Here is a 19,798-nt window from a genome sequence, read left to right as displayed (position 1 = left end):
TTTCAGGCACAGGTCGTCTTGATAAGACTAGATCACCTCGACTCTGCCTTCCAAACATAACCCAACACATCATCCAAAAAGGAAACAATCGACAGGTTTGTTGCGGCTCAGAAGAAGATTTTATTACCTATTCATATTGGCTCTCTGTGTACGCCCAACAATTCAAGGTAAAAATCCACGCTGGGTCTTCATGACCAACCATATCCCCTTACTCGCGACACCGATGACAGACAATGGTATTTCACAAATGATGCAAGCCATTGGGCGTCGATACGTAAGGTATTGCAACTACGCCTACCAACGTAGCGGCACCCTATGGGAAGGTAGATTTAAATCCGGTTTGATCAACGCCCCCGAATACCTTCTTGTTTGCCAAAGATATATAGAATTAAATCCCGTTCGAGCAAACATGGTTAACCATCCCACTGACTACAAATGGTCAAGCTACGTTTCCCACGCACAACAAGAAGAAAGACTAAGCACAAATTTCTGGACACATCACCCGCTGTTATAGGCCTAGGCAAAAACCAAAAGCAACGCTCAGAAACCTACGTATCTTTTTTCCGTGGACATATAGATGAAAAAGAAACACAAAAACTTAGCCTGGTCACTCAACAAAACATGGCACTAGGAAATGATCGATTTAAACAAGAAATAGAACAACTCACAGGACGAAGAGTGACGCCACTAAAACGAGGACCAAAAAGAAAGGAAGAGTGATTTTGGGGTCAGATCAAGAAACTAAAGATGGCGCAGACTGCCAAGCTTTAATCAGTTTGCTTCAATCATGACGCAACGCCTCGTCCCTACGGAATAGTTTTGGATCTGCCCCCAAATATCCTACTCTTAGTCGGACATTCATCCCATGCCACCCTTTTTGACTGGCCACGCCGCCGTTTGTTGGTCAAGGCCGACACGTTCCCGCCTGGGTTGTATAGCTGTCATGTACTGGTTAGCGCTGCATCCCAGATTCGAGCTTACATCAGGGGGGCCACGGTGTTTTATTCCTAGGATCTGTTTCATTCTTCCCGCACCTCTATTGGCCTTCTGCTCTTGTTTAGTGGTATGAATCCTTTCTTTTGTTTCGTATTTCGTGCCGCCCGTTAGCATCATTTCAAGTGAAGCAGACGGGCCCCGGTCGAGGAGCGAGTTTCAGATTTGCTCTACGCGTGTTTTTGCGATGGGTGAAGTAGGGCGCCACTATTCTTCATCGTTCTACTTCGGGCGTGCCGAGGTTTGCATACCTCCTGGGAGTTCCCCTTTTGCAAAGGCTCGCGTTCTTGGTGAGACACTTCGTCCAGTTCGCTTATCTAGTAGAGCACCCGCTTGATGTATCGCCCTCGATCTTGGGGTGGGGCTTCGTGTCTTTGTTCCCCCTCCGGTGTCCCTGCCATCCGCATGCGCGCCAATCGCGCTATTCGTAGGTCCATCACCCATAAAGAAGTTTTCTGATGCATGGTTCGCGAGTCTTGTCACCGCAGCTTGATAATCAGCCTCAGAGACCGTGCTTTGCCCTTGTTGAGATTGCTCAGTGAGGGCCTTCGTCACCGTCTGTGTGGCTCTGTCCGTGGTAGGGTCCGTGCCCTCTTTTTTGTGTAAGGTGTTTACGTACTCGACGGTGGCGCGGAGCACTTTGGTTCTCTCTTCTTGTGATGACTCGGTAACTAGCATATTCGATGCGGCCGCCAGGCGGTCCCGAGTGTATTTGTCTGACGCACGATGGCACCGCGCTAGACCTTCCTGGCCGAAACTACTGGTCCCTTTTTCTACTTTGCGTGCCCTCGCAGCTACTATCGCGCTATACGCTTTTTCGGGCACGCCGCTTTGTTTCGAGCGCTTACTGGATGGTCCGCCCTTCCGTAGCCCTGATGCATACGCGTTACCGGGGTGCTTCACCCATTTTTTCTGTTGTTTCTTCCCTGCCATCTTACCTCCCGATTTCTCTGGGCACTCGCCTCATCGCACGGTGTCTCCAGAGCATTGGTTGTGATGTTTTTTTGTTATTCGTACACATTGAATTCTGATTATCATTTGTTTGTATTTGCCCCCTTCTCGTTCACGTCTTGTCCCATCTTATATCCAACCCAACCTGGTTTACCGGATATTTGGGGTCACGATATTTGGGATCGTTCAAAAACTATCTAACCCCAAACCCCTTTCTCTACTAACCCGCTCCCAAGCCAACATGTTTTAACCACGTCGAGAACGTGCTGTAAATCTATCTCTACCCCGCTTCGTGCCCACTGCAACCAACGTTTGACATACTCAGCGATGCGTATTGCTGCTGCACCTTGATCATGAAGCTGCTTGAGTTTGTCAATGTGGTTGGCGATGGCGCAAGATGATTCATCAGCTATCGGCCAACTTTTCGTCGTCGTGTTTATTAGGCATATCGATCAATCGAACTCGCTCAGTTTAGGCCTCTGCTGGGGCCTCTTCCGGTGACGGTTCGGCTGCCGCAGCCTCTGGCGCTTGTGCTGGTTGGTTCTTTGCGGCAATCGCAGGAAGAATCGCGTTATCTAAGAAGATTTCTAAATCTTTGAGAATGAGATCTTTGACATCTTCCGTCGTTGGTCCTTCTTCCTCAGCTAAGGTGCCTTTTTTTAAATGTGCCATCACTTCTTCGATAATGCTGGTAAGTGAGGAAGCAAGCTGTTCTTCTAACTTTGGCAACACTAAGCCCAATTGAATTTTAAATGCGATATCTTCTGCCATGATCTATCCCTTTAAATCGGTTTGTTGTGGTTTCCTGATGAACATTTCGTGAAAAACGAGAACGCTGTTCACACTGTTTATACTGTAGATAGCAATTACATTGCCAACTTTTCAAAAAACAAAAAATACATTTAAAAACATTAGCTTAAATTATCATTACCCATTCTTTATTGACTGGAGTGGGTGGATTAAAACCCTAAAAACAGGGGCCAGGTGGGTCATTACACATCCCCAATCGTAAGCTCGCGAACCTAGTCGTGGATATCGGGGCCATTGCGAGATTACTCAGGCTCGATCCCCATCATATCGAACACATTAATTTGCCCGCTTCTTCTTAGAAATATTTCTTGGTATAGCTCGGGAGCGCTCATGTTGCCCCAATCACAAGCGGTATAGACCAGATAAGGCACAATCGAGTGTGGGTCATCGCGTCTTAAAAAATCGGCGGCACGGAGCAATGCGGCAAACGCGTCTTCGCGGGTACGAATGGCCCCAGAGGAGGAGCCGCCTTGCCCATCATCGCCACCACCGCCATCACCTTCCCCATGCGCAGCATCGCCACTTTGGTCCAGTGAAGCGCCTGCGGCCTCATCGTCTGAGGATGAAAGAGAAATGCCCCGGCGCTGTAGTTCTTGGTGCCAGAGTGTCTCTATTTGCGCTAAACATCCGACAAAATCACTAAATGTTGGGCTTTGCGCTGCCAACATCTCATCCAACCAATCCACAAATGCATTGATGGCTTGCTGAGCAGCCACCACGTGAGCGCGCTGTTCTTGCAAAAAGTCACTGGCGGTCGCGGCTAAGCGCTGCTTAAAATCTTGGGTCGTCGCACCTTGCCAGGGTGTTTTTAACTTATTCTGTCGTTGCAGCTTTTCGTAGTATTGCGCATTTTGCCAGTCGTTCCAGCTCAGCTCCTCGCCATCAAGTTCAGCGGACGTTAATGGAAAACTCTGCACGACCAAGGTTAATTTGTTGTTGATCCAACTCAGCGGGTTAGTGCGAAATTCCACATCATCATCAAGCATTTCAGGGTACATTGTGTCCCAATATTGCATACACAACTGCTGCAATAAAAAGGCAGCCGGGGCAATCCCGGCCAATCCTTCCAAGTGAAGATTGGCCTCAAATAACCAAATTCCAAGCTGCAAATCTTTACTTTTATTGGCAAGCGCCTGTATGGCGGTGGTTTTAACTAACGCCCAGTCGGCAACTTTCAGATCGTGGGTCCACACGCCCATTGGCAGTGTAGGGTCATCGTTTTGCCGTGCTTCTTTAATGGTAAAGTAAACCCCATTATGGCGAACGGATTCCCCCACACCATGCTCACCAATGGGGGCTAATAACTCATCCAGGGTCATGCCAAAGTGGCTGGCGATGTATGCTTCCGTAGAGGAAGGATGTGGGTTGACTATGTGCGTCATATGGATGCTCTCTATCTTGCCTCATCATTTAAATTTGGGCGCATAAGTCGGGAATGAATCGGGAAAAGCGACGGTGTGCCACTGCCCTGTTTCATCCGCCACTTGTGCCTGCAACAGTATGTTCGAGCGACTAATATAGGTCGGACTGCTCAACGGTTTGGTGTTGCCTGACTCGTCCTTCAAGCCAACTGGGACATAAAATGACAGCAAACGAACACCATGAGAGACGTGCATTTCATCGCTGTCATAGCGGCGTAGCCATTGGAATAAGCCCCATTTGCCTTGGCTGATAAAGGTCGCGGTACGTTCCTGCGGATCAATCCTTGGTTTATGCGCGGCGGCCTGACCGGCCATGTCCTGAGGACGGTAAGCCGACCCTTCTGCCCACCGTAATGACAAAGACAAGGGTTCATCAGGTTGCCATGTCAGTTGATCATCGCCATTGGGAAAGCCCGCCACGTGTTTATCATCGCTCAGCGTCCACTGAATCACTTGATTATTACCTTGGCCTTGTTGGTTGGGGGCGTTAAACGTTACCTTCAGTGCCACGCGCCATGTTTTGGTTTTGTCATCCCACGCTTGCTGCATGAACTCACTGATGGCGTCCATCTGTTGGATAAAATGAATCCATGACTGCGGGATTTGGTGATCTTTTTGCCGCTCTTGAGTCAGCAGCGCGAATAAGCCTTGGCTGTCTTGGCGATAACGTTCGAGGTAACGATGCAATGCTTTTAATCCCACATCACCGGCGACGGGTGAATCAGCAAACGGGAATTTACCCGCAACGTCTTGATTGAACTGCTCGGCAATATCGACATACCGTGCGATAGCTAAGCTTTGCTCCGAGCTACTGCAATGCATCGCAACCTGGCGAATAATTTGGTCATGACGAATCGCAAACCAGCCGTCTTCTCCTGACAATTCTCGCATCAGATCCAAAGACGAACACTCTGAGACCGCCGCCTGTTTGAATTTTTCGCCGATCAGTTTATCAAGTAATAACGGCATGTTATTGGGCTCGCCACGCTCAAAATTTCTCAGGTTCTGTAATGTTGCCAGCCAGCGTTGTACCCGCTCGTTACTCAGCCCGGTCTGCGTATTTTGTAAGTAGGTGATTAACGGCTGCGCCTGATTATAGGCCAGATAGCTGAGACGCTGACGTTGATTGGTCAGGTAGGCTTTCAGCGATTTGCCACTGCTTATATCAAACAGCGCTTGACTCAACGTTGATTGCTGCCATTGAGGCGCGTTAAGCGGCTGATAGAGGTGATAGTCTCTCACCAGTTGATCGGCTATTTTTAGCTGCTGAAAGATGAATTTCTGAATCTGCTGATTCAGCCATTGCACACTGGCATAATCACCTTGCTGCTTGAGTAGGCTGTCTATTTGAATCAGTAGCCCTTGCACCTGAGTAAAACTTTTGACCGCGTTGTGGAGGCTCTTTTCCCGATAAGACACGATATCGAGCACCGCCGCTGGTGGGCCCACTTGTTGCGAGGGATGAATCATGGCGTTACTTAATAAACGTTGCGTTGCCTGTTGTAACCGATTTTGTAAAGCCCCAACAAATAGCGAAGCGTGACCAGGTTGCGTTAAATAGTTCTGGTAGTCGGCTAAAGCGGAAATTAACTTTTGTAAGGGAGCGGGTTGCCATAAAATGATTGGCTCTGAAGAGTCAATGAAGGGCGGAAATCCCTCACGGACAAAGCCAATTTTTGTGATGGTATTCAAGCTATTGAGCATAGCGGTTAAGTCTGGCGATTCACTCAATAAACCCCGCTGATCAAACTGAAACAATGAACCAAATGGAGAAGCTGTGACACTGACCAGAGCTTGTCTCACGGCTTGATCACAACGCTCAGGAGAAAAACGGGCCTGCATGCGCGCTAAATCTTGGCTGTTATAGAAACCATGAGGTAGCAAAGCCTGCCGGATTGCATCAAATTGGTGGTCTAAAACAGAACAGGGGCTGCTGGTTACCGATGTGGTCAGCCAATCTTTTTTGGTGGTATTGAGCCAGCGCTGAAACGCTTGACTGGCCGGGATAATCCGCGCCGGTGGCATCGTATTCTGTTCCGGCACTGGTTGCAGGGTGTTATTAAAGCGCTGCACCGCTGCAATCGGCAGTTGTTGGGCGTATTTTATCAGCGCATGATGCAGATGATGGGTGAGATCGTCCAGATACCTCATGATCAGTGAGGTCGAAACCAGCGATCGATTTTCAACGATCCAAGGCTCTGCATAGTTCGCGCGGCGCACCGCCCCTACTATCAACTGGTCGTTTAAATCGATACCTGTGGGCACGGGATTATCATAAAGATAATTCAGTAACGAAGTCAGCTTTTCTGACACGCCTTGCGTGCTGGCCATCGGGCTCGCTAACAACGCTAAATAGTCCTGGTTCTGCACAAAACCTAACAGTTGCGTTTGAAACACCTGCATTGTCTGCATTAATACCGGATAACTGGTTTGCGCGAGATCCTCCTCACTCATCAACAGCGAAAGTTGTTTGGCCCGCAGTTTTAGTCGTGCATCCAACCCGACCAACAGTGTTTTTTGGATGAGATTTTTCGCCACCAGACGCTCTTTGTCTCTTTCTTGCCAATCAAACCAAGAAAGCGGGATCATGAGAGACAGGTTACGTTGACTGATATGATTTAAGCCAATCAATAACTGATAGGTATTGGCCCCGGTGGCACTGTCATCCGGCGCTAATTGGCTCAACTGTTGATAAGTACCGCGCACATATTGGTTCCATTGGTAAAATCGAACAATGTCGATGCCAAGCCAGCCTGTCATCACCACCGCACTCACCAGTGTGCCGATTTGAAAGCGTCGTAACAGTTGGTTGGTAGAAAAGCGGCGTTTTTCTACCATCGATGCAAGGTGGCGCTCAGCAAAAATTTTCTGATGAAAAGCATCTTCGACAAACGCTGTCCGCTGATCATATTGACCACAGAAATAGACCCCTCTCAATGGCGGAGACTCTTGTAATCCACTGCGTGTAAACGCCGATTTTATGACTTCAGTGAGTGGCATTTCCAGTTTGGCAAAGCGGTTCACAAATAACATAAAGTCATCGATTTCAGATAACGCACCACCGCTGGACGCAACACGCAGTTGGGCATTCTGCAAAGCCTCTAACGTGCTGACAAACGCTTCTCTGATCCATTCAATATTGAACGCTCGCTCTAAACGGTAAGGATTTGACCAACCGACCATCTGCTGGCGCTGCGCATCTGGCTGTGCTTGCCAAAAGGCTTCAAACCCAGCCACTTGGTCACAATCAGAAATAAAAACATAAACAGGTAACACGAAACCCGATGTTTTTTGTACCTGCCACAGTTGCTGAAACACACGTTCGCCAAGTGCATCCAACGCACCGGGTTGCGGATCATGAAGCAAGCTTTTTGCAGAAATAACCAGCGTGATATTGTCTAAAGCGCGTTCAGGCCGGAACCAATGCAGTTGATTTAAGGTCTCAGAGAGCTCGTCGCCACAAGTTTCAATCACCACGCCATGATCATAAAAGTGCCACCCACTCCGCTGCCCCAACATGCGTTTCTCTTGTGGTAATAGATTGGCACGGCGACCGGTTTTTACCGATTGAATCAACGCCGCACGATTATCACTGTCTTCACCGATCAGAAGCGTCCAAGGTAAGTGGTAACGCCACTCTCGGCGCGTGATCAAAAATTTAATCGCATTCGCGGCGCGACTGGCATGAATATGACGCCGTCGACGACGAATCGTACTGGCGGACGCCCGCAAGGCTTTACGCTTCTGCCACCCTTGCCCTATTTTCCGCCATGGCCACAGTAGGGTTCGATAAATCCAACGACAACTGCCGACCAATAACCGTGCGGTCCACATCACCACTCGTTTGAGATATTTCACCCCAAAAATGACCAACATAATGGCTAAAATAATCGCAACAATAAGCCCGACCATCTGCCAAAGTGGGTCTTGCCATATCGGCCTGAAGTGTTCGATCAATGGTGATAAACGCACCATCAACTGCTGATACAAACTGGATAATTTATCGACCAGGTAATCCAATTGCCTGAAGAACGACGGGGTTTGGTTGACAGCGTTTTGGATTAGCGTTGGAATATCACTCATGAGAACAACTCTTGATTCAATAGCAACCAAGCCACCACCCCAACAGTGAGAAAGAGCGTAGTGCCGTAGGCAATACCACGATACCAGTTCCCTATGGGTGCTAAACGTTGCTCATATTGGGACTTTAAGTTGTGTTGATAAGCTTGTGGTTGTAAGTAATCGACCGATATCGCCTGATGGCGGGAAACCAGCTTAAAGAGCTTGTCTCGATACTGCTCTAAAATAGGGTCATCACGATACTGCCCGGCAAACCCCAGCCGCAGCACAAGCAGATAGACCGAGGCGAGCTGAATTTCAAAACTATCATGCTTGGAACCTTGCAATAACCGATCGAATTGACGATACAACGTCCCGCCAGCTGAGCAACTCTGATAGAAATAATCTTCTAGTAAGACATCGCTCCAATACGCCTGCCCGATCCAATCTAACTCCAGTATGAAAATTTCATCCGCCATTGCGGCCAAAGCAAAACACGCTTGATCAAAAATAATGGCCTGCCGCTCACTGAGTTTAGCTGTCCAATATTGACGTTGCTGATTCAACCATTGACACAAAAACAGACTCATTGCATGGGCGGCATCTTCATGCGTTGGCGGCTCTTGTAACTTTAAAATGAGCTTGGCTTCCACCAATAACTGTTCGTCTTGTATCCAGTTTTTGACGGTGGCAATTTTTTGATAAAACTCAGTTGTGAGCTCGACCAGATTCAGTGAGGACTGAGGCACGATCAATCTCCTTCATCCAAAGCAATATTGGTTTGATGCGGCAGATGCAAAATAATACGCTTGGGTTGCATGGACTTAATTTTGCCATTGGTACACGCAATGACTAATGATTGTCCGGCTTTGATAAAGCGTTCATCAACTTTGATATAAAACAGAGCATTGCCGGACGACTGTCTGATCCCCGTTGCTTCATCGAATTCCGTCGCTTCAGATTTTGCACCCAACACGCGTTTTATCGATAATTCTTTATGAATGCGAGCTGAAGCGATACGACAATCCGCCAGCCATTCCGCCATCTCAGCAGGAATTTGATTGTCTCTCGCCTGCAATTCAATCAAAAGATCTTGGCCACTCCATGCTTTATCAAAAGCAATCGAGAAGACACCATCCTGCCCTTCTTCAAATGGTAAGCTGGTATAACGTAAATTCACTTTATCAAGTTGCGAAATAATATAGTTGAGCGCAACGTCGATACCACTTTGACAGTCGTCATGGCTATACCTCGGTAATTTGGGCGGGATAGCGCTCATATCTAGCTCACACAAGGTGCCAACCACGCGCGCCAACACTTGGTATACCGACCACGGTGCACTTTTTTCATTGTCCGCTAATAACTCAAATTCCGGCAAATGCTGGACCATCGCACGAATCCAATGGCGGTGTTGCTCAGTGACCCGGTTACCAAACTGTTCATCGCCTTTCTCGGCAAAGCCCGCTAATTGACGCGCTTTTTTACGGATCAGAAAAGCACCTTTTTGTAGGCGGTTCTGTAGCGGTCGGCGCTCAAGCCCTTGTTCTTGCTGGTGTAAGAAATGGTCTGCGCCGATTTGCAGCAGCGGGGGAGAATATTCGGTGACTTCGAACTGGTCACCCTCGGTTTTTCTGACTTCTAAGAGCGGAAGCGACACGTATTGCTGACGAACTTTGCTACCGATTTGTAGAGCCATACAGGGTTGTAAACGTTGCACTTCGGCGCTGCCCTCACCGGTATTATCATCTTTCACAGGTTCACTCTGTGTGGCGACAAAACGCTGAATATCCGAGCTGTGACTGGCACTGCCCGGCACCCGAATCGGCACCGTTAACATAATTTTTGCTTTGCCGACTTCTGCCAGTTCCGGATAGTCGTTGAGATCCAAGGCCAACCGAAGCGCTGCCGGTTCGGTCGTCAAACCATCGTAATCAACCAATAATCCATCCGGCATGATCGCTCGCAAAGCGGTGACTTCAACAACGCCTTCCAGCAACCGACTTTCATCGACTCGCATCGACAAAATGCCCCATTGATAGGGCTGGAGAGATTGGGTTAAAAATTCAAGCTGCCGCTCCCAGTAGATATGATTTTGTTGGAAATGCTGAGGAGAAAGCATCATACCTTCAAACCAACATACGGGTTGTGGCAAGGTACTTAAGGTAGTCATTCGCTTTGTTCCTTTAATGTATAGCGATCTTTGCGTAACCGAATATCCAAATGTTTAAACTGACTCAAATCCGCCTGATATTGACCTTTTGGATCGAGATAGTTCGCAAATAGAATCACTTGAATTGCGGCTTGATAATTGTCGGGCAATGGCACTTCTTGCGGTGCAGTCTGTGGCACAACTTCCAGATGAACGATATCCAGAGCATGTTGATAGCGTAGTAAAAACGCTGCTTTGTTTTTGAACCATGCTGAGCCTGTCAGATGTTTTAAGCCTTCTTCTAAACCGTCTTGATAAACAAACAGAATATCCATGGATACCGGAATATTTTGGTTACTGTGCACATCTGACTGGACAGAAATAGACGCTATCTCATTATTCTGCTCGGGATAGAATGGAATGTACTTTGTGACACCGCATCCTGACGCTGTCAGAAGGAGTATCAGCAAAACCGTACCAATAGCATTTTTTCTCATGGCATCCCCCTACACGATATTCAACATGAAACTGATGCGTTTCGTTTGGGGAACCGCACTTTGTAATGCAGCCCCATAGCCCAAACGATTGGTCATGCTCGGCCGGTTGCCTAAATGGGTTGCGTTTTCCTCGTGCTTCTCTTCGGGCTGGCACACTATCGTCATGAAACAATCGCAACGCTTTTCAGCTAGCCAAGTGACCAACTGTTTCAGTTTTGGAAAATCCTCACCACCGGGGACAAGCTGGGCAAGACGACGATGACTGACCGGACCAACCACTAAACCAAATGCAGCCTGCTGATCCCAAACTCTTTTACCTAATGTCGCTTCACCCCCTAAGCGGTGATTCGATTCACCTAACAATGTCTGGTCTTGTTTCTGGACCGTCAGCCAACGACCAAGCAGACTTTGCAGTTCAATCACGGGTAAATTCAGTACCGTCTGCATGACCCGGCAGATGGTCGGGAAATTGAGACGACAATTGGCTAAATGACCAGAAAGTGCAATCAAATCGCTGGGATGTTGCCCACTCAAACGGCGCTGTTGAGGAAGCGAATGACCACTTAACGCCAATAAACATTGACCGATATAACTATGGCTGGCATCACTGCTTGCCAAGGTATAACTATGCTGCGCCTGAATGAGGTAGCGAAGGGCATGAATACGATGATTAAAAATATTAATAAATGCCTTCATCCCCCCCTGACCATCATGCAGATCATCGATCATCATTTCAGAGAATGGCTCAGGCAGCGGTCCGTCCAAACCATAAATATTGTAGTAGGCACACTCAATCATGTGTTTTTCTGCATGGTCTACGTCATGCTCAGACATCAGGGCTTGCTTTGACGATGAGACTCGGCGAATTTCTCCGGGTGGCAAGCTACGAGAAAGCGAGCCGGTAAAGAAAACTTTTCGCCCCAATTCTTCTAAGATATCGTCTTCTGTTACGCCGCTACCAATGAATAAGCGCACCAATTGATAGAATGACCAAGTCACCCCAGCTTCATGAAATAATTGGTTTACAGAATAACCTTTTCGCCAATGCGTGGTTGCCATTGTCGCCACACTCCTTCTCGTTGATCACTGACCAGTTGCAATTGAACAAAATGATTTAACGTCGTATATAAACCAAAGAAGTAACTCAATACAGCACCGAACAGTAATGGATTAGAATCCGAAAAATAGTCTTCGTTAATGGCTAATGTAATCAGGCTTCCGCGGCAGTGACCCCGCCATGAATCCGCGCCAATCCGCTTGGTAATGGCTTGCACGTTCATCGTGTCAATTCCCGCTAATTGACGTTGATGCGTCATAGAACTGGCATGGCTATATAAGCCCAACGTTTGCTTCAAAGCGACCAGACTGTCTTCCTTTCCACTCAGTGAACTCAGGTTTAATGACAATTGAGACAATAGCTTCAGCGTATTCTTGCTCTGCAACTTGGCCGCTCTGAATTTACTGGGGCTATCTTGGATACTCGCATTGATCATTGGCCCCGACCCGACCAGCTGCATGGTCTGACCTGCTCTCAACGACTCAGGAATACGGCGGTTATTACACAACCCTTTGACGACAAGTGTTTGATCCACAGGGTCACTAGGAGAAAAATCCGGTTGATAGAGAGAAATTAGAATATCCAGCCCATGCTCTCCGGGCGCTAATAAATCCACCGGACGCGTAATATAAAATTGCTGAGCACTACTTTGGGCATTTGCACCTAGCCATGGGCTAACCAGGCGGCTTTTGCTGTTATAAGCAATACTTCTCACGTCGGTAATATTGTGGACTTCGCCATACAGATAATGCCGTTCATCGGCTAATAGCCGATATTCATGCTGACTCTGAATCAATGCAATGGGCTTAAATGTTTTTTCATACAAATTAATCGCAGGAAAACAATTTAACTTGAAGCAGTGAGGATGAAGATGAATGCTTTTCGACGATTGCTCCAGTAACAACAGAACCTCGATATTGTCATGCGCTTCACTCAAGATGTCACACTCATCCAAGCCCTTGATATCAAGAAAATAAAATTTCTCAGTAAAAGAAAAATATTCCTGAAGTAGGCGATAAGCGCGTAAACTTCCGGCATCATCTGGCAGTACATTTTGCTGTTCTTCAAACCCTTGCCATTGCAAAATGGCGGATAACGGCTTGCTCGGCCCATCCAAGCGAGTAATTTTATCTCCCACTCGAACGGCCACCCCCAGCAAATGATCATTTAACAGTTGATACAGTTTTGCTCGTTGCTCAACATCCGCAATGTAAAAACGTAAACGGTCAATAGGGTAATCTTTGATCGGATCCGTGCCCAGATTGCTGACTTTAATCGAAAGAATCGATTTTAAAAGCTGCCCCGATTTCGTTCCGAGTTGGTCCAATTCAGCAAATGAATTTTTCGGAATAATATCGGTCTTTTCAGCGATTAACGGCCATAATGGGGTTTCATAACTGTTTTCAAATCGACACTCGAGTGTGTCTTTCTCACCATTTGCACCGATACGACTGGCTGTCGCGACAAATTGACGTCCCTTTTCAAGCACATAACCATTAATAAAATTGGCACCATCAATTTCAACATTCGCTTGTAATACCGTCATACAAGGCAGTGACCGCATCAAATTCGGATAAAGGCTGCTCAGTAATTGATTGGGTATTTGACTTTGTTGCTGCACTAAATCAGCACGTAAACGCCCGGTCATATAAGCAAACGACTGCAACAACTGCTCCACATGAGGATCTGCCGACCGGCCAGCACTCAACTGAAGTTCAGCCGCGATCTCAGGATAGGTACGGCTAAAATCTTCTACAGACTTTCTCAGATAGCGCATTTCTTGTTGAAAAAAATGGTGGTTCTGTGACATGTCAAAGTGACCCTTTTATGTGCTCGGTCGTGCTTTACAACCTGACTCAGTAGCGACTAATGAAAGACAAAATCTTGCTCGAACTCTTCGTTATAAAGACAAATTTTTAGCTGACAATAGGAGACTTCCGCTCTGGATTTGATAGTCATTACCTGCACTTCTTTGATTCTCGGCTCATGAACGTTAATCAGTTGAGCCAAATACTGTTGAAACTGAATAATCTGCTGCTCATGACTTAAAGATACGTCCACAACGGACCAAGGCCCGTTGTGGTCATCACTCAACGTATCAGTATCAGCATCCACGCCCGCGTCAAGGAACGCGCCAAAACACAAAATATGTTCGACATTACGAACCACAGAATCTCGTGTTGTGATGATCTCCCCCGGTGCAGTTAACTTTTCAAAGAAAGCTTTCATGAATATGAGCTGCCTTTTGTGATTTGTGCAATCGGCCGGTTATTACCAATACTCCATGCAGCACCTGTGGTCCCGGCATTGGTCATTGCAGCTCCCTGAACCTGGTGATACCAACCGATTTCAGTAAAATTCAATTTAAATTGCTCTGTCGGCATATCATTGGGGTGGGATTGAAAATGGGTCTCGGAGATCAAAGCTGCACGCAATTCAAAGCGCATGATGATATTCAGCTGATCCCCAGAGTTCCGCAGTACCCAAATCATGGTTGGCGGATCTTTTTTAGGATCATCGAGCAATTTGGCCCGCAAACAGTAGTCGAACATTTTAGGTGAGGTGACATCCGTGTATTTCACGCAGGTAAAGTCAGTAATCACAGGTCGCCCTGATGTACGTGCATTATTACTCACATCGGTGGTAACTTGCTGTTGTATCCCTTGGCTCACAGAAACCAGTTCAATGCATTTTTTTCCATCAAACAACGCACCACCGGCATTCGCCGTCATTGCTGACCAATTTGGCCCTGCTCCACCGTCAATCATGGTGCCAATCGCCGTACCTTCCGGGTTCAAATCACCTGCTGCAATACCATCAGCTCCGAATTGCAATAATATTAAGTCCATAATCGTCTCTTCTCTTAAGATTTTGTTATCAAATCAGTTTTATTAAGGCAGCTCTGCCACCAGACGAATCGAGGCCGTCAACTCTTCCAACTGAAAATGCGGGCGCAAAAACACAATGGAGCGATAACTGCCCGGTTTGCCCGGAATATCCATCACATCAATACGGGATTCTCTCAAGGGATAGCTGGCTTTCATGGTTTGCGGGGCGGCATCATCGACCAACACATAATTGCTAATCCAATTATTGAGGTAATCGGAGATACCATCTTTAGTTGCAAAACTCCCCACTTTGTCACGCATAATCACTTTGATGTAGTGGGCAAAGCGGGACGCGTTTAGTACATAGGGAAGCATGGTAGAAATACGTGCGTTGGCATTGGCTGAATCGGTGTTGTATTTGAGGGGCTGCCCGGTGGTCTGCCCACCAAAGAAAGCGGCTTTATCACTACCTTTGCAATGCAAAATGGCCATAAAGCCGAGATCATTGAGCTCTTTTTCACGACGATCGGTGATGGAAACTTGAGTGGGGCAAGTCAGTTTGATGTCACCTGCTGGCGTTTTAAACGTATGCGCGGGTAATCCTTCGACTAATCCGCCACCTTCAACACCACGAATAGCGGCCAGCCAACCGTATTGAGAAAAAGCATTGGTGATTCTCTGGCCGAGCACATACGCGGGATTACCCCACAAATATTTACGTGCATCGGAACCATCAACATCTTCTACAAAATCAAAGCCCTCTGCTACAACCGTTTCGGGGCCATAAGGTAGGCGTAGTAAGACTTTAGGCAAAGTCAGTGACACATAACGTGCATCTTCGCTACTGCGAAAGCTCCGCCATTTGATTAACTCAGCGCTCTCGAAGATTTTGGTCAGATCTCTGGGCTGTGCAAGCGTAAAGAAATCTTCCATATCGAACAATTTAGCGTAGGCTGAAGATATAAACGGCGCATGGGCCGAAGAGGCGACACCCGAAATTTTTTCAAGGAGTTCAATATCTTCCGGGTGGCGACCAAATTCATAATCCCCCATTAAGAATGAGTACGGGTCGCCCCCGTAGGTACCAAACTCTTCTTCATAAACTTTCTTGAATAAAGCACTTTGGTCAAACTCAACGGCTTTTTGCAAATCTTTAAGCAGATCTTTTTTCGATACATTCAGTAAGCGAATTTTAAGTGTCGCGCCCGTTTCTGTATTCATGACAAAGAAGTGCAAACCACGCCATGTCGCTTCTAAGGCTTGAAACTCTGGGGCATGCATCACTTGGTTGATTTGGTTGGTTAGATTGCTGTCAATCTGCGCGATTTTGTCCGTCATGAGGTCACTGGCAAAACGTCCGGTCAGCGTTGCACGATTTTTTAAAATCGACTGAGCAAATTCACCAATTAATTCTAATGAATAGGGAATTTGACCTTCATCCAAAGCCATTCGACCTTCCGCGAGCATTCTACTGACGGTATCCGTCGGCGTGACAGCTCGCCAATCCGTCCCCTCAGCAAACAAATCCGTCAGTTCCGTTTGCTTCTCTTCATCTGCGAGAATTTCTGTCAGAATCGCATCGAGAGGGTCATTGCCATCCAACTTTGCGGTCATATCACGAATACGGTTTCTGGATTCATAAATCGCATTGGTTGGCACAATTTGTTTTACTAAGTTAATGGGCTCAAAATCTTCAATTCGATTAAAAAAGAGTTCTAGATTGAGCTTTTCACCTTCATCATTGACTAAATTATCAACTTTATAAGCGAGTCGAACACCACTCCCAGCCATCACATCGTTAAAGTTATCGCGGTCTATTTCAACAAACGCTCTCTCTTTAAGAGGAGGTAGCGCCTCTTTCGGGGACCCAGACAGATCAGACAACACCCCGACAATCAGTGGCAGCTCACGTTGAACGATTGCATCTCCTATTTCCACATCATAAGTAATGTGCACTCGAGGTTTTCTAATTCTGGATAGTTTTTTCTGATTGCTTTCCAAAATTCAATCTCCATTAAATTTGTGGAACATCTCACATGAAATGTTTTAATTATTTTTCGCTAAGCGAAAATAAACTTGGTTATTTCTAATGGTCGATATGACTTTGCCCTCTTTTTCCAAAAACTTTAGAGCATTATCAACAGCTACTATTGAGTCATCTAATAGTTGTTGTTTAACCCACCAATCTCTTATTCCTAAAATAGTATCTTCACTATCTGGATGTTGTTTTAAATAGTCATTAATTAAAACGGCAACATCACTTTTACAGCTATAATTATTACCCATAAGGTATGGCCCTTTGATTTAACTTATCAGGAATAAGCAATATAAATGCCAAAACATTAAAACTTATAATTTACTGTTTTTAATAAAAAATATTTATTTAATAAACCATTACTCAGATTCCAAATACCCAACTGCATTAAATAAAACCCGCTAATGGGTAAATTAAATACATATAAATATTTTCATAAATTTATATAAATAACCCAACTGGGTTAGCAATGACCCACAAAATAGCTTATAGATAAACAAAAAGGATAAGAAACAATTGGTATACATATTGCTTTATCCATCAAATAGAATAACAATTTAAACTTCATTGATATCATACAGGGAGTGGAAAGGTGAACATCATTGAAAAAAACATCATTGGTCAATCGGCCAGTATTCTAAACCTGAAAGAAAACATTAAATCCCTATCTAACTATACAGCGACACTGTTAATTTCTGGAGAAACAGGGACCGGTAAGGAACTGGTTGCCAGAGGATTACACTACAGTGGATGCTTATCGAGGAAGCCATTTATCGCGATTAACTGTTCGACCTTTACAGATGAATTATTCATCAGCGAACTCTTTGGCTATAAAAAAGGCGCATTTACCGATGCCAAAAATGATAAAGAAGGGCTCCTATCATCAGCGAATGGCGGTACGATATTTCTCGATGAAATTGACAGTTTGTCTTTGAAATCTCAAGCTTCTCTGTTAAGAGTACTACAAGAGTCTGAATATAGACCTATCGGTTCGAACGATACTCTCAAGGTCAATGTACGCTTCATTGTCGCAACAAATTCAAACCTTGAGGAAAAGATAAAAGAGGGACACTTCCGTCAGGATCTGTACTTCAGAATATTTATTTTATCCATCTCAATTCCTCCACTGAGAGAGAGAAAGTCAGATATACCATTACTTGTTAAACACTTTATAGATAAGCTCAACCGCCAATATCTACTCAACAGAACATCTGTCACGGCAGATTTAATGGACTACCTCACCAGCCAGTCATGGCCTGGTAACATCAGAGAATTAGAAAATTGTATTCATCGGCATTATTTATTATCAAAAAATGAATTGATCGATATACAAAGTTCAGACAGAGAACTTATTGACGATACTCATCCAACGATCACAAAACCTCATCTCTCATTACATGAGACAATGACCTTCACATTACCATTGATGGAAAATAATGTTGATGAGCTTTTGAACTTTTCAGATGCGAAAAGGGCAGCTATAGAAACATTTGAAGCAAAATTTGTTTCTAGAATACTTTATATCTGTGATGGCAATGTTACGCAAGCCGCAAAACTCTGTGGAAAAGAGAGAAGAGCTTTTGGTAAAATGGTGAAAAAATATAACATTAAAAACAACGAGGTAAATATTTTATAAATACACCATCGACTAGGATAAATTGATGAATCATTCAAATGACTATGTATGTAGATTATAAAAATTTATTTTATAATATTCTCATATCACAATGCTGGGAATAGAAGAGGATAACGTGATACGCCATCGCCTCCTACAAGTGGTTACATATTTAATTTCTGTCCACTGACAATTTCAAGCAGTGCTTGATGAATCGATTTCCTGTCGACATCAACAGTTTCTTGGCACACAAAAGCCGCCCCTTCTTCTGCCAGTATCTTCACAGCCTGAGGCTTACAGTTCTGCATGAAACTGAAATGTGATGCTTCTCATCATTTCCTTCATTCACTGACGTAAAAAGAAAAATATAACATCGTGTGAAAGTGTGGCGTCATGTCAAACATGAGAAAAGCGGAAATGGTACATTCATCAATGTATAGCCACTTCAAGGATATCAGGATGAAGACTAGATTTTGTGAAAATTGCGGTCAGGACACCGAGCACAAAGAGGTGATGAAGCAAAAACCATCGAAATACGGTCAATCGAGAAAAGAACAGTTCAAAGCATTTCTGGATGGTTTCTTTAGTGGTTCCGCCGCCTCTTTACCCGCTGGCGCTTCGTTGGAGTTAACCGACAGATATGTCGTGTGTACGATGTGTGGTAAAGAAACGCTAGAAAATCATGGCACAGCGTTTCAATAAATGACTTATCAGCCTTTGGAGATCACTCAAGGAACAACTTTGACCTATATTCGTGTTTAATCTACCCCCCCAAATGTGCTAGAGAAAATACAATGGAACGACAAAAAATCATGGCAAAGCTAGAGCGACTTGGTATTGAGAATGACCAGGCTCAATCTGATAAATCAAAGAAATATCTCAATATCACGAGAGATACTGGTGAGTTTCTTTCTGTTCTCGTAAAGGCCACCGGTGCAAATCAAATCTTAGAGATCGGCACATCTAACGGATATTCAACCATTTGGCTGGCGTCTGCACTTCAAGACAGCGGCATGGTTTACACTGTTGAAGCGAACCTGGAAAAGGTCAGAGAAGCCAGCGTAAACTTTGCAAGCGCGAATGTCAGTTCAAAGGTGACTCAGCTGGTTGGTGACATCAGTGAAGTGCTAACCGATGTTCCTGAGCAGATGGATTTTATTTTCCTCGATGCAGACCGAAAAACCTATGTCGCATTAGCTGAACGGTTATTTCAGCGCCTCAAGCCCGGTGGTCTGCTTGTTTGTGACAATGCGACCTCTCATCAAGATGAGCTTGAAGCGTTCACATGCTGGTTAAGTCATCAAAGCAACCTAAGCACTTCATTAGTTCCCGTTGGTAAGGGTGAGTTGCTCGTTTACAAAAGCTAAACACGCGGCTAGCAAG

The 19,798-nt window shown here is 45.6% G+C and carries 17 protein-coding genes; 4 read left to right on the top strand and 13 right to left on the bottom strand.

The window, feature by feature from the left end; genetic code table 11:
• Positions 1-435 precede the first annotated feature (435 nt).
• Positions 436-720, top strand: a complete 285-nt coding sequence (locus tag MKS89_RS17015; RefSeq protein ID WP_205409105.1) for a hypothetical protein — start codon at positions 436-438, stop codon at positions 718-720.
• A gap of 1,695 nt (positions 721-2,415) precedes the next feature.
• On the opposite strand, the gene MKS89_RS17010 is transcribed toward MKS89_RS17015, so the two are convergent.
• The 12 genes from MKS89_RS17010 to MKS89_RS16955 all read right to left on the bottom strand — a co-directional run bounded on the left by MKS89_RS17010 (position 2,416) and on the right by MKS89_RS16955 (position 17,051).
• Positions 2,416-2,715 (bottom strand): hypothetical protein, encoded by a 300-nt coding sequence (locus MKS89_RS17010; RefSeq protein WP_072954689.1) that lies wholly within the window; start codon positions 2,713-2,715, stop codon positions 2,416-2,418.
• A 281-nt stretch (positions 2,716-2,996) separates the two neighbouring features.
• Positions 2,997-4,136 (bottom strand): type VI secretion system protein TssA, encoded by a 1,140-nt coding sequence (tssA, locus tag MKS89_RS17005; protein ID WP_072954687.1) that lies wholly within the window; start codon positions 4,134-4,136, stop codon positions 2,997-2,999.
• 24 nt (positions 4,137-4,160) lie between these two features.
• Positions 4,161-8,258 carry a type VI secretion protein IcmF/TssM N-terminal domain-containing protein gene (locus MKS89_RS17000; RefSeq protein ID WP_072954684.1) on the bottom strand — a complete coding sequence of 1,366 codons (4,098 nt, stop codon included), beginning with the start codon at positions 8,256-8,258 and terminating at the stop codon, positions 4,161-4,163.
• Positions 8,255-8,983: a DotU family type IV/VI secretion system protein gene (locus MKS89_RS16995; protein WP_072954682.1), complete on the bottom strand. Its 729-nt coding sequence runs from the start codon at positions 8,981-8,983 to the stop codon at positions 8,255-8,257. The genes MKS89_RS17000 and MKS89_RS16995 overlap by 4 nt, the downstream gene beginning before the upstream one ends.
• A 2-nt stretch (positions 8,984-8,985) precedes the next feature.
• Positions 8,986-10,404 carry a type VI secretion system baseplate subunit TssK gene (gene tssK / locus MKS89_RS16990; RefSeq protein ID WP_072954679.1) on the bottom strand — a complete coding sequence of 473 codons (1,419 nt, stop codon included), beginning with the start codon at positions 10,402-10,404 and terminating at the stop codon, positions 8,986-8,988.
• Positions 10,401-10,880 carry a hypothetical protein gene (locus tag MKS89_RS16985; RefSeq protein WP_072954676.1) on the bottom strand — a complete coding sequence of 160 codons (480 nt, stop codon included), beginning with the start codon at positions 10,878-10,880 and terminating at the stop codon, positions 10,401-10,403. The genes tssK and MKS89_RS16985 overlap by 4 nt, the downstream gene beginning before the upstream one ends.
• Before the next feature lie 9 nt (positions 10,881-10,889).
• Complete coding sequence (tssG, locus tag MKS89_RS16980) at positions 10,890-11,939, bottom strand: type VI secretion system baseplate subunit TssG (protein WP_072954673.1); 1,050 nt, start codon at positions 11,937-11,939, stop codon at positions 10,890-10,892.
• A complete protein-coding gene (gene tssF / locus MKS89_RS16975) occupies positions 11,903-13,747 on the bottom strand; it encodes a type VI secretion system baseplate subunit TssF (protein ID WP_072954670.1) in 1,845 nt (614 codons plus the stop codon). The genes tssG and tssF overlap by 37 nt, the downstream gene beginning before the upstream one ends.
• Positions 13,748-13,803: 56 nt before the next feature.
• The gene (locus MKS89_RS16970; protein WP_072954667.1) at positions 13,804-14,166 is read right to left on the bottom strand and encodes a hypothetical protein; all 363 of its coding nucleotides are present in this window, start codon (positions 14,164-14,166) and stop codon (positions 13,804-13,806) included.
• Positions 14,163-14,786, bottom strand: coding sequence for a type VI secretion system tube protein Hcp (locus MKS89_RS16965; protein WP_072954664.1), 624 nt, complete (start codon positions 14,784-14,786; stop codon positions 14,163-14,165). The genes MKS89_RS16970 and MKS89_RS16965 overlap by 4 nt, the downstream gene beginning before the upstream one ends.
• Positions 14,787-14,828: 42 nt before the next feature.
• A complete protein-coding gene (tssC, locus tag MKS89_RS16960) occupies positions 14,829-16,766 on the bottom strand; it encodes a type VI secretion system contractile sheath large subunit (protein ID WP_077316229.1) in 1,938 nt (645 codons plus the stop codon).
• Positions 16,767-16,811: 45 nt separating this feature from the next.
• Positions 16,812-17,051, bottom strand: coding sequence for a hypothetical protein (locus tag MKS89_RS16955; protein ID WP_072954658.1), 240 nt, complete (start codon positions 17,049-17,051; stop codon positions 16,812-16,814).
• Between the two features lie 341 nt (positions 17,052-17,392).
• Between MKS89_RS16955 and MKS89_RS16950 the strand changes: the two genes are divergently transcribed.
• On the top strand, positions 17,393-18,436 hold the full coding sequence (locus MKS89_RS16950) for a sigma-54 interaction domain-containing protein (RefSeq protein ID WP_072954656.1): 1,044 nt from the start codon (positions 17,393-17,395) through the stop codon (positions 18,434-18,436).
• A 143-nt stretch (positions 18,437-18,579) separates the two neighbouring features.
• Here MKS89_RS16950 and MKS89_RS16945 read toward each other — a convergent pair whose 3' ends face one another.
• Positions 18,580-18,723, bottom strand: a complete 144-nt coding sequence (locus tag MKS89_RS16945; protein WP_159439564.1) for a hypothetical protein — start codon at positions 18,721-18,723, stop codon at positions 18,580-18,582.
• A gap of 151 nt (positions 18,724-18,874) precedes the next feature.
• On the opposite strand from MKS89_RS16945, the gene MKS89_RS16940 reads away from it, so the two are divergent.
• Both MKS89_RS16940 and MKS89_RS16935 read left to right on the top strand, forming a co-directional pair.
• Positions 18,875-19,117 carry a hypothetical protein gene (locus MKS89_RS16940; RefSeq protein WP_072954653.1) on the top strand — a complete coding sequence of 81 codons (243 nt, stop codon included), beginning with the start codon at positions 18,875-18,877 and terminating at the stop codon, positions 19,115-19,117.
• Positions 19,118-19,209: 92 nt separating this feature from the next.
• Complete coding sequence (locus MKS89_RS16935) at positions 19,210-19,782, top strand: O-methyltransferase (RefSeq protein WP_072954651.1); 573 nt, start codon at positions 19,210-19,212, stop codon at positions 19,780-19,782.
• Positions 19,783-19,798 lie beyond the last annotated feature (16 nt).

It is taken from the genome of Vibrio gazogenes (genome assembly GCF_023920225.1).
GTDB lineage: Bacteria > Pseudomonadota > Gammaproteobacteria > Enterobacterales > Vibrionaceae > Vibrio > Vibrio gazogenes.
The sequence above is the reverse complement of the archived record's forward strand: the minus strand, read 5'-3'. Positions and strand labels throughout refer to the sequence as shown.

Bases quoted from the DNA above. Each gene is read 5' to 3' on its own strand.
- MKS89_RS17015 (WP_205409105.1), top strand. From the start codon at position 436: ATGGTCAAGCTACGTTTCCCACGCACAACAAGAAGAAAGACTAAGCAC.
- MKS89_RS17010 (WP_072954689.1), bottom strand. From the start codon at position 2,715: ATGGCAGAAGATATCGCATTTAAAATTCAATTGGGCTTAGTGTTGCCA.
- tssA (WP_072954687.1), bottom strand. From the start codon at position 4,136: ATGACGCACATAGTCAACCCACATCCTTCCTCTACGGAAGCATACATC.
- MKS89_RS17000 (WP_072954684.1), bottom strand. From the start codon at position 8,258: ATGAGTGATATTCCAACGCTAATCCAAAACGCTGTCAACCAAACCCCG.
- tssK (WP_072954679.1), bottom strand. From the start codon at position 10,404: ATGACTACCTTAAGTACCTTGCCACAACCCGTATGTTGGTTTGAAGGT.
- MKS89_RS16985 (WP_072954676.1), bottom strand. From the start codon at position 10,880: ATGAGAAAAAATGCTATTGGTACGGTTTTGCTGATACTCCTTCTGACA.
- tssG (WP_072954673.1), bottom strand. From the start codon at position 11,939: ATGGCAACCACGCATTGGCGAAAAGGTTATTCTGTAAACCAATTATTT.
- tssF (WP_072954670.1), bottom strand. From the start codon at position 13,747: ATGTCACAGAACCACCATTTTTTTCAACAAGAAATGCGCTATCTGAGA.
- MKS89_RS16970 (WP_072954667.1), bottom strand. From the start codon at position 14,166: ATGAAAGCTTTCTTTGAAAAGTTAACTGCACCGGGGGAGATCATCACA.
- MKS89_RS16965 (WP_072954664.1), bottom strand. From the start codon at position 14,786: ATGGACTTAATATTATTGCAATTCGGAGCTGATGGTATTGCAGCAGGT.
- MKS89_RS16955 (WP_072954658.1), bottom strand. From the start codon at position 17,051: ATGGGTAATAATTATAGCTGTAAAAGTGATGTTGCCGTTTTAATTAAT.
- MKS89_RS16945 (WP_159439564.1), bottom strand. From the start codon at position 18,723: ATGCAGAACTGTAAGCCTCAGGCTGTGAAGATACTGGCAGAAGAAGGG.
- MKS89_RS16940 (WP_072954653.1), top strand. From the start codon at position 18,875: ATGAAGACTAGATTTTGTGAAAATTGCGGTCAGGACACCGAGCACAAA.
- MKS89_RS16935 (WP_072954651.1), top strand. From the start codon at position 19,210: ATGGAACGACAAAAAATCATGGCAAAGCTAGAGCGACTTGGTATTGAG.